This window comes from Ruegeria sp. ABV4_181, from assembly GCF_056158465.1.
The window spans coordinates 1,084,202-1,099,068 of record NZ_JBSWTI010000002.1 but is presented as its reverse complement, the minus strand read 5'-3'; the positions used below and the strand labels follow the sequence as shown (position 1 = coordinate 1,099,068).

At 60.4% G+C, this 14,867-nt stretch carries 18 protein-coding genes; 3 read left to right on the top strand and 15 right to left on the bottom strand.

Translation table 11 applies throughout. The annotated features are described in order from the left end of the window. Window positions 1-23: 23 nt before the first annotated feature. Together rplA and rplK are read right to left on the bottom strand one after the other, a co-directional pair. A complete protein-coding gene (gene rplA, locus ACXAC3_RS05515) occupies window positions 24-722 on the bottom strand; it encodes a 50S ribosomal protein L1 (RefSeq protein ID WP_008758243.1) in 699 nt (232 codons plus the stop codon). 1 nt (window position 723) lies between these two features. After that, the gene (gene rplK, locus ACXAC3_RS05510) at window positions 724-1,173 is read right to left on the bottom strand and encodes a 50S ribosomal protein L11 (protein WP_010440985.1); all 450 of its coding nucleotides are present in this window, start codon (window positions 1,171-1,173) and stop codon (window positions 724-726) included. Between the two features lie 281 nt (window positions 1,174-1,454). On the opposite strand from rplK, the gene ACXAC3_RS05505 reads away from it, so the two are divergent. Further along, window positions 1,455-2,627 (top strand): adenylate/guanylate cyclase domain-containing protein, encoded by a 1,173-nt coding sequence (locus tag ACXAC3_RS05505; protein WP_475157777.1) that lies wholly within the window; start codon window positions 1,455-1,457, stop codon window positions 2,625-2,627. Window positions 2,628-2,678: 51 nt separating this feature from the next. Here ACXAC3_RS05505 and nusG read toward each other — a convergent pair whose 3' ends face one another. From nusG to ACXAC3_RS05470, 7 genes are all read right to left on the bottom strand, one after another. Further along, window positions 2,679-3,212, bottom strand: a complete 534-nt coding sequence (gene nusG / locus ACXAC3_RS05500) for a transcription termination/antitermination protein NusG (protein WP_170387635.1) — start codon at window positions 3,210-3,212, stop codon at window positions 2,679-2,681. A gap of 202 nt (window positions 3,213-3,414) precedes the next feature. Continuing rightward, complete coding sequence (gene secE, locus ACXAC3_RS05495; protein WP_058272489.1) at window positions 3,415-3,612, bottom strand: preprotein translocase subunit SecE; 198 nt, start codon at window positions 3,610-3,612, stop codon at window positions 3,415-3,417. Window positions 3,613-3,693: 81 nt separating this feature from the next. After that, complete coding sequence (gene ccoS, locus ACXAC3_RS05490; RefSeq protein WP_170335604.1) at window positions 3,694-3,852, bottom strand: cbb3-type cytochrome oxidase assembly protein CcoS; 159 nt, start codon at window positions 3,850-3,852, stop codon at window positions 3,694-3,696. 5 nt (window positions 3,853-3,857) lie between these two features. After that, window positions 3,858-6,035 (bottom strand): heavy metal translocating P-type ATPase, encoded by a 2,178-nt coding sequence (locus ACXAC3_RS05485; protein ID WP_475157775.1) that lies wholly within the window; start codon window positions 6,033-6,035, stop codon window positions 3,858-3,860. Window positions 6,036-6,039: 4 nt separating this feature from the next. Beyond that, window positions 6,040-6,498 carry a FixH family protein gene (locus ACXAC3_RS05480; protein WP_475157772.1) on the bottom strand — a complete coding sequence of 153 codons (459 nt, stop codon included), beginning with the start codon at window positions 6,496-6,498 and terminating at the stop codon, window positions 6,040-6,042. Window position 6,499: 1 nt separating this feature from the next. After that, the gene (ccoG, locus tag ACXAC3_RS05475) at window positions 6,500-7,927 is read right to left on the bottom strand and encodes a cytochrome c oxidase accessory protein CcoG (protein WP_475157771.1); all 1,428 of its coding nucleotides are present in this window, start codon (window positions 7,925-7,927) and stop codon (window positions 6,500-6,502) included. A gap of 100 nt (window positions 7,928-8,027) precedes the next feature. After that, the gene (locus tag ACXAC3_RS05470) at window positions 8,028-8,903 is read right to left on the bottom strand and encodes a LysR family transcriptional regulator (RefSeq protein ID WP_475157770.1); all 876 of its coding nucleotides are present in this window, start codon (window positions 8,901-8,903) and stop codon (window positions 8,028-8,030) included. Window positions 8,904-9,003: 100 nt separating this feature from the next. Here ACXAC3_RS05470 and ACXAC3_RS05465 point away from each other — a divergent pair, with 100 nt between their 5' ends. Continuing rightward, complete coding sequence (locus tag ACXAC3_RS05465) at window positions 9,004-9,141, top strand: hypothetical protein (RefSeq protein WP_475157769.1); 138 nt, start codon at window positions 9,004-9,006, stop codon at window positions 9,139-9,141. Window positions 9,142-9,278: 137 nt separating this feature from the next. On the opposite strand, the gene ccoP is transcribed toward ACXAC3_RS05465, so the two are convergent. Genes ccoP through ccoN form a run of 4 tightly spaced genes read right to left on the bottom strand, consistent with a single transcriptional unit; the run spans window position 9,279 to window position 12,686 of the window. Then, window positions 9,279-10,142, bottom strand: coding sequence for a cytochrome-c oxidase, cbb3-type subunit III (gene ccoP, locus ACXAC3_RS05460; RefSeq protein ID WP_475157767.1), 864 nt, complete (start codon window positions 10,140-10,142; stop codon window positions 9,279-9,281). Further along, complete coding sequence (locus ACXAC3_RS05455; protein ID WP_475157765.1) at window positions 10,139-10,324, bottom strand: cbb3-type cytochrome c oxidase subunit 3; 186 nt, start codon at window positions 10,322-10,324, stop codon at window positions 10,139-10,141. Before ACXAC3_RS05455 ends, ccoP begins: the two co-directional genes overlap by 4 nt. 11 nt (window positions 10,325-10,335) lie before the next feature. Next, a complete protein-coding gene (gene ccoO, locus ACXAC3_RS05450; RefSeq protein WP_475157763.1) occupies window positions 10,336-11,064 on the bottom strand; it encodes a cytochrome-c oxidase, cbb3-type subunit II in 729 nt (242 codons plus the stop codon). 14 nt (window positions 11,065-11,078) lie between these two features. Continuing rightward, window positions 11,079-12,686 (bottom strand): cytochrome-c oxidase, cbb3-type subunit I, encoded by a 1,608-nt coding sequence (gene ccoN / locus ACXAC3_RS05445; RefSeq protein WP_475157761.1) that lies wholly within the window; start codon window positions 12,684-12,686, stop codon window positions 11,079-11,081. A gap of 197 nt (window positions 12,687-12,883) precedes the next feature. On the opposite strand from ccoN, the gene ACXAC3_RS05440 reads away from it, so the two are divergent. Continuing rightward, window positions 12,884-13,723 (top strand): universal stress protein, encoded by an 840-nt coding sequence (locus ACXAC3_RS05440; RefSeq protein WP_475157760.1) that lies wholly within the window; start codon window positions 12,884-12,886, stop codon window positions 13,721-13,723. Window positions 13,724-13,764: 41 nt separating this feature from the next. On the opposite strand, the gene ACXAC3_RS05435 is transcribed toward ACXAC3_RS05440, so the two are convergent. After that, the gene (locus ACXAC3_RS05435; protein ID WP_475157758.1) at window positions 13,765-14,019 is read right to left on the bottom strand and encodes a GlsB/YeaQ/YmgE family stress response membrane protein; all 255 of its coding nucleotides are present in this window, start codon (window positions 14,017-14,019) and stop codon (window positions 13,765-13,767) included. Between the two features lie 74 nt (window positions 14,020-14,093). Next, entirely contained in the window at window positions 14,094-14,837 is a 744-nt protein-coding gene (gene fnrL, locus ACXAC3_RS05430; protein ID WP_475157757.1) for a transcriptional regulator FnrL, read from the bottom strand. Window positions 14,838-14,867 lie beyond the last annotated feature (30 nt).

The window sequence follows — 14,867 nt, the reverse complement described above, 5'->3', positions numbered from 1 at the left end:
TTTTTAACGTATCCGGCTGAGGCTTATTCGCCCGCAGCAGCCGCCACGTCCAGGGTCACGCCCGGGCCCATGGTCGAGCTCAGCGCGATTTTCTTCATGTAGGTGCCTTTGGCGCCCGACGGCTTGGCCTTGGCCACGGCCGAGATGAAGGCACGGACGTTTTCAACCAGCTTGGCTTCGTCGAAGGACGCTTTGCCAACACCGGCGTGCACAACGCCGCCTTTTTCCGCCTTGAACTGAACTTCACCGCCCTTGGCTGCTTCCACGGCCGCTTTCACGTCCATGGTCACGGTGCCGACCTTGGGGTTCGGCATCAGGTTGCGGGGGCCCAGAACCTTACCCAGACGGCCGACGATCGGCATCATGTCCGGGGTGGCAATGCAGCGATCAAATTCGATGGTGCCGCCCTGAATGGTTTCCATCAGGTCCTCTGCGCCAACGATGTCCGCGCCAGCTTCTTTCGCTTCGTCAGCTTTCGGGCCGCGAGCGAAAACAGCAACGCGCATCGCTTTGCCAGTGCCGTTCGGCAGACCGACAACGCCGCGAACCATCTGGTCCGCGTGACGGGTGTCGACGCCCAGGTTCAGAGCGATTTCGATGGTCTCGTCGAATTTTGAGGTTGCATTGGCTTTGACCAGGGCAACTGCTTCGTCCACCGACAGGTTTTCCTTGCCAGCGACAGCTTCGCGCGCAGCGCGGGTACGTTTACCGAGTTTTGCCATCTTACTTCACCTCGATGCCCATAGAGCGGGCCGAGCCCAGGATGATCTGCATTGCGCCTTCGACGTCGTTGGCGTTCAGATCTTTCATTTTGGCTTCGGCGATTTCGCGAACCTGCTTCGAGGTCACGGTGGCCACGGTCTCGCGACCGGGGTTTTCCGCGCCACGGGGGCGGTTACGCTTGCCAACCGGTTTCAGACCAGCTGCTTTTTTCAGGTAGTAAGACGCGGGCGGCGTCTTGATGTCCATGGTGAAGGACTTGTCCTGATAGTAGGTGATCACGGTCGGGCACGGAGCGCCGGGCTCCATGTCTGCGGTCTTGGCGTTGAACGCCTTGCAGAATTCCATGATGTTGATGCCGCGCTGACCCAGCGCTGGACCAACTGGCGGCGACGGGTTCGCCTGACCTGCAGGAACCTGCAGCTTCATTGTACCAGCAAGCTTCTTGGCCATTTGGTTTCTCCTTGCTCAACTCTTTCAGGTCGCGACCCGAAAGATATGTGTGATGTGGTTCGGTCCGCCGCGCGCGCGCGCCTCGCCTTCCACAGGGATTGCTGCCTTTGGCAACAAACCGGGCCTTACTAGCCTAGCACAGGATTGGCAAGACGTATTTTGCGTGCTGTACAGTGCCATGGCCGAAGCTTGATGTTGCGGTACAAGACCGTCAAAATCCAGAACATGCGCACCGAAATCCCGATCGGTTGCGCCCAGGTGAAACCTACGGTTCGTGCGGCATGTCAGAAAACACGCAGCAGACAAAGAAGATAGACGCCTTGATCGAATGGATGGTCAACGGCGCCCGGCCTGCGGCCAACGCTGTCGATATCATCGAAGGTATCTGCGCGCGTTTGCTGGACGCAGGCGTCGCGATCGACCGGTTTGGATTGTTCATCTGGACCATGCACCCGAACCTGACCGGGCGCAGGTTTATCTGGAAGACAGGTAGCGGCGTTGACCGTATCGACGCACCGTCTCAGATTTTCACGACCGAGATTTATACTGAAAACCCACTGCCACACGTCATTGAACGCAAAGTGTCCATTCGCCGCCATCTGGAAGACCCCAACTGCCCCGAAGACTACATCATTGTCGGAGAGCTTCGCGAGCAAGGGTTCACCGACTATCTGGCGCAGCCGCTCATCTACATCAATGGTGACACGCATGTCTGCACCTGGTCGAGCGCCTCGCCCGGCGGTTTCTCGGACCGGGATCTGGCGATTCTGGAAAGGGTTCGTGGCCCGTTGGCGCGGTTGACCGAGGCTTACATGCTGCGGCTGGACGCCACCTATCTTCTGTCAACCTATGTCGGTCGCAACAGCGGCGCACAAATTTTGGACGGCAAGGTACATCGCGGCGATGGCGGTGAAATTGAGGCCGTTATCCTGTTTGCCGATCTCAAGGGGTTCACCCGCCTGTCGAATTCGGTCTCGGGCGACGCGCTTGTCCGCCTGCTCAACAATACGTTCGATTGTCTGGCCCCCTCGGTAATGGATCAGGGGGGCGAGATACTAAAATTCATGGGGGACGGTTTTTTTGCCATCTTTCCGACCAGCGAGACGTTACCTCCGGAGGAACAACTCAAGGCCGCCGCGTCGGCTGTGCGCGAAGGCCGTGAGGCACTGAATGCTGCCGACTTCGACGACAAGATCGGCGTGCGAACAGCGATCCATTACGGTCGTTTTCACTATGGCAATATTGGCGGTGGAGACCGTCTGGATTTTACGGCAATCGGCCCGGATGTGAATTTGACGGCGCGGTTGGTTTCGGCTGCAACCGAACTGGATTGCGACAACGTGCTATCGGCGGCAGCGGCGGCAATTCTGCCGGAAGAATGCGAACGGGTCGGAACCGTATCCCTGAAGGGTTTCGGCAAAGATCAGACTGTTTGGCGCATCCAAGAGCCTTGAATGAAAAGGGCGCCCAAAGGACGCCCCGTATTTCGATTCTGCAGAATTCGATCAGCCCTGCTTCGTCACCTGCGTAAAGTCCAGCTCGACCGGCGTCTCGCGACCGAAGATCGAGACCGACACCTTCAGTTTCTGGTTCTCGTCGTCCACGCCTTCGACCATACCGTCGAAATCCTCGAACGGGCCGTCATTGACCTTGACCTTCTCGCCGACCTCGAAGGTGATCATCAGCTTGGGCGCTTCTTCACCTTCCTGAACGCGGTTGAGGATCTGGTTCACCTCGGCATCGCGCATCGGCATCGGGCGACCCTGCGGGCCCAGGAAACCGGTGACGCGGTTGATCGAGTTCACCAGGTGATAGCCCTGATCGGACATTTCCATATGCACCAGCACATAGCCGGGCATGAAGCGGCGTTCGGTCGTGACCTTCTTGCCCCGGCGCACTTCGATCACCTCTTCGGTGGGCACCAGAACTTCGTCGATATCGTCCTCAAGGCCCTGCTCGGCCACGGACGTGCGGATCTGCTCTGCGATCTTCTTTTCGAAATTCGAAAGAACGCTGACCGAGTACCACCGTTTCGCCATGAACCTGTCGTCCTTGTTTGCCTTCGGCGCGTCCCGAGTTCGGTCCGCACCCGTAATTGAAAATTCTGTCACGTCACCCGGAATAAAAAGCGGCGCACAGCCCGAATCGCCGCACGCCCATTCCGAATAGTTCCGCGTCACCTACTCTGACATCGCGCGCTGTGCAAGGGGGCAGTGGCGTTTCCGCCGTGCCGGAACGGGCTTAACCGAACGCGCCCAGGATCAGCTGCAGACCGCCGCGAATGCCCAGATCGACCAGCGCGAAGAACACGGCGGTCAGCGCCGCCATGATGAACACCATGACCGTGGTCAGCAGCACCTCACGCCGGGTTGGCCAGACGACCTTTGCAACTTCGGCACGGACTTGCTGAATGAACTGGATCGGATTCATAGTTGCCATTTGGCTTTGTTCTCTCTGCTAGCGGATGGGCCGGACATAACCGGGCATTGCGGCAATTTCAAGGGCACTCAGCGCATCGTGTCACGGCTTGGGTTTATCGTCCCATTCATCGCTCAGGATGCGCCGTGCGTCGCCTTCGGGGTCGTCATACTGGTTCGAGCGAACCGTGTAGATGAACGCCACAAGGCCAACCCCGCCAAGAAGCAGGGAAATCGGTATCAGATAGGCCAGAACTTCCATATCGGTCACCTCAGCCGCAGGGCGTTCAGAGAGACGGTGATCGACGAGGTCGACATCGCCAGCGCCGCAATCAGGGGTGTGGCCAGCCCGGCCACGGCCAGCGGCACGGCAATGATATTATAGACGGTGGCGATGCGGAAGTTCTCGCGAATCCGTTTCGTGGCCTTGACCGCCGTGGTGCAGGCATCCGCAATCGGGGACAGATCATTGCCCAGCAGCACGATATCCGAGGCGACCCGCGCCGCATCCAGCGCCGATGCCGGTGAGATCGACACATGCGCCGCCGCCAGCGCGGCCGTGTCGTTCAGCCCGTCGCCCACCATCAGAACGTGGCGGCCCTGATCCCGCAGGTCCTGTACATGCGCCGCCTTGTCCTGCGGCAACGCCTGCGCAATCCAGGTTTCGATCCCCAGCTTGCCGGCCAGCGTCTCAACCGCGCCCTGCGTATCGCCCGAGATCAGAATGACGTCTTTTCCTGTCTGGCGGAAAGCCTGAACGGCCTCCGCTGCCCCCGGGCGCAAGGTGTCTTCGTAATGGAACGCAACCGGAGCCTGCGCGCCAACGGACAGCCAGGCTGCCGTCTGGCTGCCCCCTTCACCGCCTGTCCAAGCCGCACGGCCCAGACGCACGCGTTGCCCATTGAAGGAACCTTCCGCGCCGTATCCGGGCACCTCGGCAATCTCCGTTACATCCGCCGGTTGGATTCCGGCCGCGCGGGCGGATTTCGCCAGCGCGACAGACAGCGGATGAGACGACCCTTCGGCCAATGCCAGCGCCACTTCCAGATCGGCGCACGAATGGGCGTTGAGATTGGTCAGCTCGGGTGCGCCGGAAGTCAGCGTGCCGGTCTTGTCAAACACCACCGTATCCACCTCGGCCAGACGTTCCAGAGCGGTGGCATGTTTGATCAGCATCCCCTTGCGGAACAGCCGGCCCGAGGCCGCCGTGGTCACTGCCGGCACTGCCAGACCCAGCGCACAGGGGCAGGTGATGATCAGAACCGCCGCCGCAATGTTCAGTGCGGTGCGAATATCACCGGAATAGATATACCAGCCCAGAAAGCTGAGAGCGGACAGGATATGGACACCCGGCGCATAGAGCTTGGCCGCCTTGTCGGCCAGAGAGGTATAGCGCGACCGCCCCGACTCGGCGATTGCAACAAGATCGGCCATCCGGTGCAGCGACGTATCTTCACCTACAGCCGTCGCGCGGATTGTCAGCGGGCCGGTCAGGTTGACCTCACCTGCGCTGACGGTCTGCCCGGCCTCGGCAAATACCGGCAGGGTTTCCCCGGTCAGCAGGGACCGGTCGAGTTCGGATTGGCCCGAGACGATCTCTCCGTCCACCGGCATGCGCCCGCCCGGTCGGACCAGGATCAGATCGCCAACCGACAGCGCGGCAACCGCGACTTCGGCTTCGACCCCATCGGCCAGACGAATGGCGCGCGGCACTTCCAGCGCCGTCAGTTCCTCGGCGGCAGATCGCGCAGCGGCGCGGGTGCGGTAGTCCAGATACCGTCCGGCCAGCAGGAAGAAGGTCAGCGTGAGGGCGGCGTCAAAATAGGCGTGTTCACCGCTGAGTGCGGTTTCCCACAGCGAAGTCGCCAGCGCCAGCAATATGGCCAGAACGATCGGCACATCCATGTTCAGGCGTTTGACACGCAAAGCCGACCAGGCATTGGCAAAGAAGGGCTGCGCGGAAAACGCAATCGCAGGCAGCGCGATGGCGGCTGAAATCCAGTGGAACATGTCGCGCGTCGCGTCCGTGGCCCCGGACCAGACCGATACGGACAGCAACATCACGTTCATCGTGGCAAAACCGGCCACCGCCAGCCGCATCAGCAGATCGCGCCCGGCCTTGTCGGACTGCGTGGCCGACAGGGTGCCGGGGTCCAGTTCATGCGCCTCATAGCCGGCCTGTTCCAGCAAGGGGATCAGATCGGCAGCGCGCAGATCCGGCGCGGCTTTGACCATGGCGCGTTTGAGCGTCAGGTTCACCCGCGCGTCCTCGACGCCGGGATGAGCGTTCAACTCACGCTCGACATTCGCAATGCAGGCCGAACAGTGAATGCCCGGCAAGGAAAGCGCGATCTGCGCGTCGCGGGAGGCGTCAGGGGCCGGTTCCGCCGGGGTGGCAATGCATCCCGGACAGGCCGCGGTGCCGGATGTCAGCTGCGCCGTCATCCCGTCAGCCTTTCACATAAAGCGGAACACGCTGAGCGAACTCGGCACCGTTTCCGTCTTTGGCGACCAGCCGGATGTTCCAGTTCCCCTTGCCCAACGATGCCGGGGTTGCATACACTCGTCCGTCAAAGGTGAAATCCGGCGAGAAGTCCTCTTTCACATGCGTGGCGCGCCCGACAACGGCCTGCAGTTCGGCGACCTCAACCGGGGCGCCGTTCTGATCGGTGATGTGCAGGATCAGCAGACCGCCCGACACCTCGGCACGGATGGTCCACCCCAGCGCCTGCTGCTCTTGCAGGCGCTCGTTGAATTCCTGGCTGGCCACGTAAGAGTTTTTGACCTCAAGCCCCGGAAAGGTTTTGACGGCATTGTAGGCCAGAACCAGATTCACGGCGATGATCACCCCGAAGGCGGCGACAAAGATGGCCAGGGCGTGCTTTCCGGTAAATTGCCGCTCGGCCATCTCAGTTTCCCCGTCCGTTAAAGGTGGTGTCCTTATAGGCCCGCTCGCCGCTTTGCAGATCTTCGACCCAGATGCGGACCGGCGTTGAATCCGCGCCTGCCGGGCCTGTGTCCTTAGAGGCAAGGATATACACGCGTTGCAGCTGGGCCGTGTCCGCCGTCACGTTGACGGTATCAAGGTTTGTCCCTTCGATCACCACCCGCATCGCCGGATCACCGGCCAGCGACAGTTTGAACAGACGATCCTCGCCATGCTTGTTGCGCAGGCGCACATCATAGGTGTTGCGGATCGTGCCATCGGACAGGGTGACAAATGTCGGGTTTCGCACCGGTGCCACGGTCAGGTCGATATCGGACCGGATGAATAGGGCAAACAGCATCGCGAAACCAACCGCCGCCCAAAGCCCCGTATACATGATCGTGCGGGGTCGCAGAATATGCTTCCACACGCTCTTGGGGGGCTCACCCGACCGTTCGCGGGTCTCATCGCTCAGCGCCATATAGTCGATCAGGCCCCGGGGCTTGCCGATCTTGGCCATCATGTCATCGCAGGCATCGATGCACAGCGCGCAGGTGATGCATTCAAGCTGCTGTCCGTCGCGGATGTCGATGCCCACCGGGCAGACATTCACGCAGGCCATGCAGTCGATGCAGTCGCCCAGTTCGGAATCCGCCGTGCGTTTACCTTTGCCGCGCGGCTCGCCGCGCCATTCGCGATAGCCGACGACCAGCGTATCCTCGTCCATCATCGCGGCCTGAATGCGGGGCCAGGGGCAGGCATAGATACAGATTTGCTCGCGCGCGAAGCCGCCGAACAGGAAGGTCGTGCCGGTCAGGATCAAAATGGTCGTATAAGCCACCGGATGGGCCGCGCCCGTGACCAGATCGCGGGCCAGCGTCGGCGCGTCAGCAAAATAGAACACCCAGGCCCCGCCTGTCGCCAGACCGATCAGCAGCCACACGGTCCATTTCGTCACCCGCAGACGCACCTTGCGGAAATCCAGCTTTTCCTGACGATGCAGCCGCAACCGGGCATTCCGGTCGCCTTCGATCCAGCGTTCGACAAGAATGTACAGATCGGTCCAGACCGTCTGCGGGCAGGCATAGCCGCACCACACGCGCCCCAGCGCCGAAGTGAACAGGAACAGGCCCAGACCAGCCATGATCAGCAGGCCCGCGACAAAATAGAACTCATGCGGCCAGATTTCGATCCAGAAGAAATAGAACCTGCGGTTTGCCAGATCCAGCAGCACCGCCTGATCCGGCAGGCTGGGGCCGCGATCCCATCTGATCCAGGGCGTTATGTAGTAAATTCCCAATGTGACCGCGAGGATGATCCATTTCAGGTTGCGAAACGGTCCGGAAACGCGCCGGGGAAAAATGGGCTCCCTTGCAGCGTACAGGCTGGGGGCGGGGTCGGAATCGCTCACGGGCAAGCTCCAGATGTGGCTGTTTTTGGGCGTCTTGTTCCAGATCACAAAGATAGGCTCTTTGACATGGGTCAAAAGCGCATCGCACAGACACCTTTTGTCACATCCTAGCAGCTTGCCGCCTGATCCACCCAACAAAAGTTCTGACCGAGGGACGAAGGGCCGCATCCCCTGTCACAACGAAATAGCCGCGCTCACCGGGTTCACGGAACAGTTCGACAAGACGGCCCGATGCAATGTCACCTTCGACAAAATGTCGCGCCGTCACGGTTACACCCTGCCCGGCACGCAACCCGTCCAGCAGCAAATTCCCCGGCAAAGCGATACGCCCGGCACGGGGTCCGTGTGCGACCCCCTGCCGCGCCAGCCACGAGGTCGCCTCGGTGGTGCCGAGTTCCTCAAGCCACGGCAACTGGCTCAGTTCATCCGGCGTCATCGCGGTCCTGCCGTCCAGCAAAGATGGCGCGGCTACGATCACGATCGGGCTTGCCAGCAGCATTTGCGCGTTCACGCCGGGCCAGTTTCCCGTGCCATATCTGATCGCCACATCCACGCCACCCGGCCCAAGGCTGACCAGCGCAGGGGACGGATCCAGCACCAGAGGGATGTCCGGATGCTCTGCCTGAAACGCGGGCAGTCGCGGCATCAGCCAGGACGCGGCAAATGACGCGGTCAGCGAGACGTGGACAGGGCGATCTTCGGCAAACTGCATCAGGTCGGCCACGGCGTCTCCGATGGCGCCAAATCCAAGATGCAGGGCGCGGGCCAGTTTCTCGCCCTGGGGTGTCAGGGTCAGGGACTTTCCGCTCCGGTCCAGCAGAGCGGCGCCCAGATGCTTTTCCAGCGCGCGCAATTGCTGACTGATGGCAGCATGACTGACATTCAGCGCTGCGCCAGCCCGAACGACATTCCCTGCCTGGGCAAAGGCAGAAAAGGCCTTGAGCGAAGCAAGGGGCGGCATCTTCAACCAATCCATATGTAAGCCCTGATTACATACTGAAATGCCAATTGAGTCGCATTTCTCTGGCCTGGGGTCAATCTTGGTTTCAATCGAAACCCAATTCAGGAGAGGTCTGATGCTCTCAATTCTCGCGAAATCCTTCATGGTCGCCACCAAGACGGATACGGGCGGTGAAACACGCAAACGCGAATGGCTGCCGGAAAGTCACTGGTGGAAAGAAGACACGCGCGCGGATCGTTCCAGGCGGAAATGACAGGTCCTCTGGACCGGATCGGAACGGATCGGTAATCTGCGAAAAAAGCACCGGCTGTTCAGGAAACGCGCGAACAGATGGAACAGCCGGTGCCGCAACCTTCGGGCGGCAAGCCGTCCGAAGGTATTCTTTTGCCGTTACTGACCGCCACCCAACTGGTGGACATAGGCCGTTACCGCGCGGATCTGCGCGTCGGTCAGACGGTTTTCCCAGGCGGGCATCACGCCGAAGCGGCTGTATGTGACCGTCTCGGTCAGCGCCTCTTCGCTGCCACCGTAAAGCCAGATCGCGTCGGTCAGGTTCGGCGCGCCCTGAAAGACATCGCCCTTGGCGTCATCGCCATGGCAGACCGCGCAATTGTCCTCATAGACAACCTTGCCTGCCTGCGCTGCCGCGTCGTCGGTTTGCGCATTGGTCAGCGACATGACGTACTGCACCACTTGGGTGATCTCTTCACCTTCAAGGATTTCGCCAAAGGCCGGCATCTCGGAATAGCGCGCATCGTCGCTTTCCTCGTTCCGGATGCCATAGGCGATTGTGGTTTCGATATCCTCAAGCGAACCGCCCCAAAGCCATGCGTCATCCAGCAGGTTCGGGAAACCCGGCGCGCCCTGCGCACCCGATCCGTGGCACTGAGCACACCAGGTCCGGAAGACCGCTCCGCCCGAGTTGACGGCATATTGCTGCAACTCGGCATCCTTCGAGATGTCTTCCAGCGGCGTTTCCACCAGTTTGGCGTTCCACGGCGCGTTGGCTTCTTCGAAGGCCACCATCTCTTCCTGAACCAGAGCCCGCGACGACCAGCCCAGCACACCGGCGGTTGCCGATTGCACCAGCGGCCATGCCGGGTACATGACGGTGTAGATCACGCCCCAGAAGATGGTGGCGTAGAAAGTCCACAGCCACCAGCGCGGCATCGGATTGTCGAACTCTTCGATGCCATCCCAGGAATGTCCGGTTGTGTTTGGATCGCCCGGCAGTTTTTCAGATGGTTTGCTCATTTCCGCGCCTCCTCGGATGTGGCCGGTTTATCTTGGTGCCGGAACGGGATGTTGGCGGTGTCCTTGTATTCTTTGCTGGCACCGGGGCGGAACACCCAGATCACGATGCCGACGAAGAAGACGAACAGGACAAGCAGCATCCAACTGTCCGCGAACTGCCGTAAGAGAGTATATTCTTCCATCACACCCTCCTTCAGCGGTTGGCGACCGGGGTGAAGGTCGAGAAGTCGACCAGCGTGCCCAGCATTTGCAGATAAGCGACCATCGCATCGGCCTCGGTCAGCTCGGGCTGACCGTCAAAATTGCGCACGCTGACCTTGTCGCCATAGCGTTCCAGCAATCCGTCAAAATCGCTGTCCGGGTCAGCCTGCGCGCGGAAGTCGGCCTGAGCGTTCTCCAGCATCTCTTCGGTATAAGGCGTACCCAGAAGCGCGTTCGCCTTCATGACGTCGGCGATATACTTGCCGTCAATCTTGCGATGCTCCAGAAAGCCGTATTTCGGCATGACCGATTCCGGCACAACCGACTGCGGATCGCGCAGGTGGTCGATATGCCACTGGTCCGAATAGCGGCCACCGACGCGGGCCAGGTCCGGCCCGGTCCGCTTCGACCCCCATTGGAACGGGTGATCGTACATCGACTCGGCCGCCAGCGAATAGTGGCCATAGCGTTCGACCTCATCCCGCATCGGGCGGATCATCTGGCTGTGGCAGACATAGCAGCCTTCGCGGATGTAGATCTCACGCCCCGCCATCTCCAGGGGGGTGTAAGGGCGCATGCCCTCCACCTTTTCGATGGTGTTCTCAAGATAGAACAGCGGGGTGATCTGCACGATGCCACCGATGGTCACGACCAGAAAGCTGAAGATCAGCAGGAGGGTCGCGTTGGTCTCGAGGATCTTATGTTTGTCGAGAATTGCCATTGCTCCGGCCCTCCTTATTCAGCCGGGACCGCGACGGTCAGGCTGGCCTCTTTGGCCGGCGCTTTCCGCACAGTCATCCACAGGTTGTAGCACATGATCACCGAGCCGGCGACGAACAGGACACCGCCCAGCGCACGCACCACGTACATCGGGAACTTGGCGGCCACGGTGTCGGCGAACGAGTTCACCAGGAAACCGTTGGCATCCACTTCGCGCCACATCAGACCTTCCATGATACCGGTGACCCACATCGACGCGGCGTAGAGCACGATGCCGATGGTGGCGAGCCAGAAGTGCCAGCTGACCATCTGCAGAGAATACAGACGCTCGCGCTTCCACAGGACAGGCACCAGGAAGTACAGCGCACCAAAGGTGATCATGCCGTTCCAACCCAGCGCGCCCGAATGCACGTGACCAATGGTCCAGTCGGTGTAGTGGCTGAGGCTGTTCACAGCGCGGATCGACATCATCGGACCTTCAAATGTGGACATGCCGTAGAAGCCAACCGAGATCACCATCATCCGGATCACCGGGTCGGTGCGCAGTTTGTCCCAGGCACCAGACAGGGTCATCAGACCGTTGATCATACCGCCCCAGGACGGCATCCACAGGATCACCGAGAACACCATGCCCAGCGTCGAGGCCCAGTCAGGCAGCGCGGTATAGTGCAGATGGTGCGGACCAGCCCAGATATACAGGAAGATCAGCGCCCAGAAGTGGATGATCGACAGTTTGTAGCTGAACACCGGACGCTCGGCCTGTTTCGGGATGAAGTAATACATCATGCCCAGGAAGCCCGCGGTCAGGAAGAAGCCCACCGCGTTGTGGCCATACCACCACTGGATCATCGCATCCTGCACACCCGACCAGACTATGACCGATTTCGAACCCCAGATGCTGACGGGGATGGTCATGTTGTTGACCAGGTGCAGCATGGCGACGGTGACGATGAAAGCCAGATAGAACCAGTTCGCCACATAGATATGGGGCTCTTTCCGCCTGATGATCGTGCCGAGGTAGACGGCCAGATAAGCAACCCAGACGATGGTCAGCCACAGATCAACATACCATTCGGGTTCGGCGTATTCCTTGGACTGGGTGCCGCCCAGAACGTAACCTGTCGCCGCCAGCACGATAAACAGCTGGTAGCCCCAGAATACGAACCACGCGAGGTTCCCACCCCACAGGCGCGCGGCGCTGGTGCGCTGCACCACATAGAACGAGGTCGCGATCAGCGCGTTGCCGCCAAAGGCAAAAATGACGGCCGAAGTATGCAACGGACGCAATCTGCCAAAATTCAGATAACCCTGCGCCCATTCGAAATTCAGCACCGGAAAGGCCAGCTGGAACGCAATGAAGGTCCCTGCCAGAAACCCGACGACGCCCCAGAATGCGGTCGCGATCACGCCATAGCGGATCACGTCGTCCATGTACTCTCCCGAACGATCGACAAGAATATCTGGCTCATCCGTGTTTCGAAGCGTCCAGATGAACAACCCACCGGCGATCAGCATCACCAGAATTGCGTGCACCTGATACGCCAAATCGCGTGCATAATTGGTTCCGATCGCGGCAAATACCACGACCAGACCAAGCACGATCAGCTTGATGTAATTTGACATATTGCGTCCCTTTGCCATGCCCCGCGCGATTCTTGTTTGTCGCAGGACCCTTTTGACTGGCTGCCGTTTTGTCGAACAGTGGCCAGAACTGCTTTGATCTGTGTCAAGACAATAGCCTGATTTCTGTGACAATCGTAAACAAACAACTGGGCCATCAGGCCGCAGCCCGACACGCCCCCAAGGCAAGAGGTCAAAATATGGCTTACAAATCCCTTCTCACTGTCATGACAGACGCCAAACAGGGCGAGCTGGCGCTGACGCAGATGGCGGCTCTGGCAGGTGCGCAGGACGCGCATGCCGAAGCCCTCTGCCTGGGCGTCGACCGCAGCCAGACCGGATATTACTATGCCGGGGCCAACGCCCTGATCCTTCAGGAAACACTAAGCCGCGCCAATGCCGAGGCCGACGAATTGCTGGCGCATGCAAAGGACTACCTTTCCAAGACCAGTATCCGCTGGTCCGCGGAAAGCGGCGTGGCACAGATCGCAGATATTGGCCGTCATGTCGCCCACCGTGCCCGGTTCGCCGACCTTGTTATCCTGCCGCAACCCTACGGAGAAGACCGCGGTGCCGAGGCCGAGCCCATCGTCGAGGCGGCGATGTTCGAGGGCCACGCGCCGGTTCTGATCACACCGGATGATACGAAACCCGTCGAGCGCCCGGGCACGATCCTGATCGGATGGAACGAAAGCGTCGAAGCGATGCGCGCCATTCGCCGGGCGCTGCCCTTCCTGAAGCAGGCTGAACTGGTGCGCATCGTCGTGATCGACCCGCCGCGCCACGGGCCGGACCGCTCGGATCCGGGGGGGATGCTGTCGCAAATGCTGGCCCGCCACGGGGTGAAATGCGAAATTGACGTGCTGAGCAAGACCATGACACGGGTGTCGGATATCCTGAACCGCCACGCCTCCGATACCGAGGCGGACATGATCGTCATGGGCGCGTACGGCCACTCCCGGTTCCGCGAGGCGATTCTGGGCGGAGCGACCCGCAATATGCTGGAACAATCGCTGGTGCCGGTATTTCTGGCCCACTAGGCGGCGCGTGTCCGAAGAAAAACCGCCCCTCGGGGCGGTTTTCACCCGCGCCGCACCAGCCCGATCAGAAACAGTAGGATGACCGCGCCAATCGTGGCGAAGAGGATTGAAGAGAACAATCCGCCACCGACGGCAAACCCCATCGCCGGAAAGATCGTTCCGGCCAGAAACGCGCCCACGACGCCGACAATAATATTGCCGATCAGGCCAAACCCGCGGCCTTCCATGATCTTGCCCGAAAGCCATCCGGCAACGGCGCCGATGAACAACATCGCCAGAATACTACTGAATACCATGGCCTGCTCCTGCGAATTGTTTCTCAGGGCGTCAGTAAATCACGACCTGCGCGTCCAGTCACGCAATGACGGGCTCAGACCAGAAACCCGCCATCCGAATCGTCGCCCGCCTCTTCCATCAGGCGACCCATATCCGGAATGGTGACATGGCGCTTGCCTTCCAGAGTGATGACCTCGTCCTTTTTCAGGGCTGAAATCTGCCGGCTGACCGTCTCCAGCGTCAGCCCAAGATAGTCGGCCATCGCTTCGCGCGTCAGGGGCAGGTCGAACACGATCGGTGCCGCGCTCCCGTTTTGGCCAATCGACGCATCGCGGCGCGCGATGATCGACAGAAGGCTGGCGATCTTTTCGCGGGCGGTCTTACGGCCCAGAACCAGCATCCATTCGCGGGCGGCATCAAGCTCATCCAGGGTCATCTGTAGCAGCCGGTGCGCAATGTGGGGCGTGTTGCCCATCAGCTCCTCGAACGGTTTCTTGCGGAAACAGCACATGACCAGATCGGTTGTCGCCTGCACGTCATAGGGCGCCGTGTCGCGCCCCGGCCGCCCGACGAAATCGCTGGGCAGCAAAAGGCCCACCATCTGCGTGCGGCCGTCTTCCATCGTCTGCGTCAACGAAGCGATCCCCGAGACGACGGATCCCACGAAATTCATCTGGTCCCCGGACCAGATAATCGTCTGCCCGGCCTCGAAACTGCGATAATACTTAATCCCTTCAAGCTCTTCCAGCTCGTCCGCATCACAATGGGCGCACACGGCCCGGTGCCGGATTGGGCAATCTGCACAGTTCGTATGGTCGAATTTCACAATCGGTGTCATGCACGTTTCCACTTGATCTCGGTCAAGGTA

Excerpts from the sequence above, each read along its gene's own strand:
- rplA (WP_008758243.1), bottom strand. The coding sequence starts at position 722 with ATGGCAAAACTCGGTAAACGTACCCGCGCTGCGCGCGAAGCTGTCGCT.
- rplK (WP_010440985.1), bottom strand. The coding sequence starts at position 1,173 with ATGGCCAAGAAGCTTGCTGGTACAATGAAGCTGCAGGTTCCTGCAGGT.
- ACXAC3_RS05505 (WP_475157777.1), top strand. The coding sequence starts at position 1,455 with ATGTCAGAAAACACGCAGCAGACAAAGAAGATAGACGCCTTGATCGAA.
- nusG (WP_170387635.1), bottom strand. The coding sequence starts at position 3,212 with ATGGCGAAACGGTGGTACTCGGTCAGCGTTCTTTCGAATTTCGAAAAG.
- secE (WP_058272489.1), bottom strand. The coding sequence starts at position 3,612 with ATGGCAACTATGAATCCGATCCAGTTCATTCAGCAAGTCCGTGCCGAA.
- ccoS (WP_170335604.1), bottom strand. The coding sequence starts at position 3,852 with ATGGAAGTTCTGGCCTATCTGATACCGATTTCCCTGCTTCTTGGCGGG.
- ACXAC3_RS05485 (WP_475157775.1), bottom strand. The coding sequence starts at position 6,035 with ATGACGGCGCAGCTGACATCCGGCACCGCGGCCTGTCCGGGATGCATT.
- ACXAC3_RS05480 (WP_475157772.1), bottom strand. The coding sequence starts at position 6,498 with ATGGCCGAGCGGCAATTTACCGGAAAGCACGCCCTGGCCATCTTTGTC.
- ACXAC3_RS05470 (WP_475157770.1), bottom strand. The coding sequence starts at position 8,903 with ATGGATTGGTTGAAGATGCCGCCCCTTGCTTCGCTCAAGGCCTTTTCT.
- ACXAC3_RS05465 (WP_475157769.1), top strand. The coding sequence starts at position 9,004 with ATGCTCTCAATTCTCGCGAAATCCTTCATGGTCGCCACCAAGACGGAT.
- ccoP (WP_475157767.1), bottom strand. The coding sequence starts at position 10,142 with ATGAGCAAACCATCTGAAAAACTGCCGGGCGATCCAAACACAACCGGA.
- ACXAC3_RS05455 (WP_475157765.1), bottom strand. The coding sequence starts at position 10,324 with ATGGAAGAATATACTCTCTTACGGCAGTTCGCGGACAGTTGGATGCTG.
- ccoO (WP_475157763.1), bottom strand. The coding sequence starts at position 11,064 with ATGGCAATTCTCGACAAACATAAGATCCTCGAGACCAACGCGACCCTC.
- ccoN (WP_475157761.1), bottom strand. The coding sequence starts at position 12,686 with ATGTCAAATTACATCAAGCTGATCGTGCTTGGTCTGGTCGTGGTATTT.
- ACXAC3_RS05440 (WP_475157760.1), top strand. The coding sequence starts at position 12,884 with ATGGCTTACAAATCCCTTCTCACTGTCATGACAGACGCCAAACAGGGC.
- ACXAC3_RS05435 (WP_475157758.1), bottom strand. The coding sequence starts at position 14,019 with ATGGTATTCAGTAGTATTCTGGCGATGTTGTTCATCGGCGCCGTTGCC.
- fnrL (WP_475157757.1), bottom strand. The coding sequence starts at position 14,837 with ATGACACCGATTGTGAAATTCGACCATACGAACTGTGCAGATTGCCCA.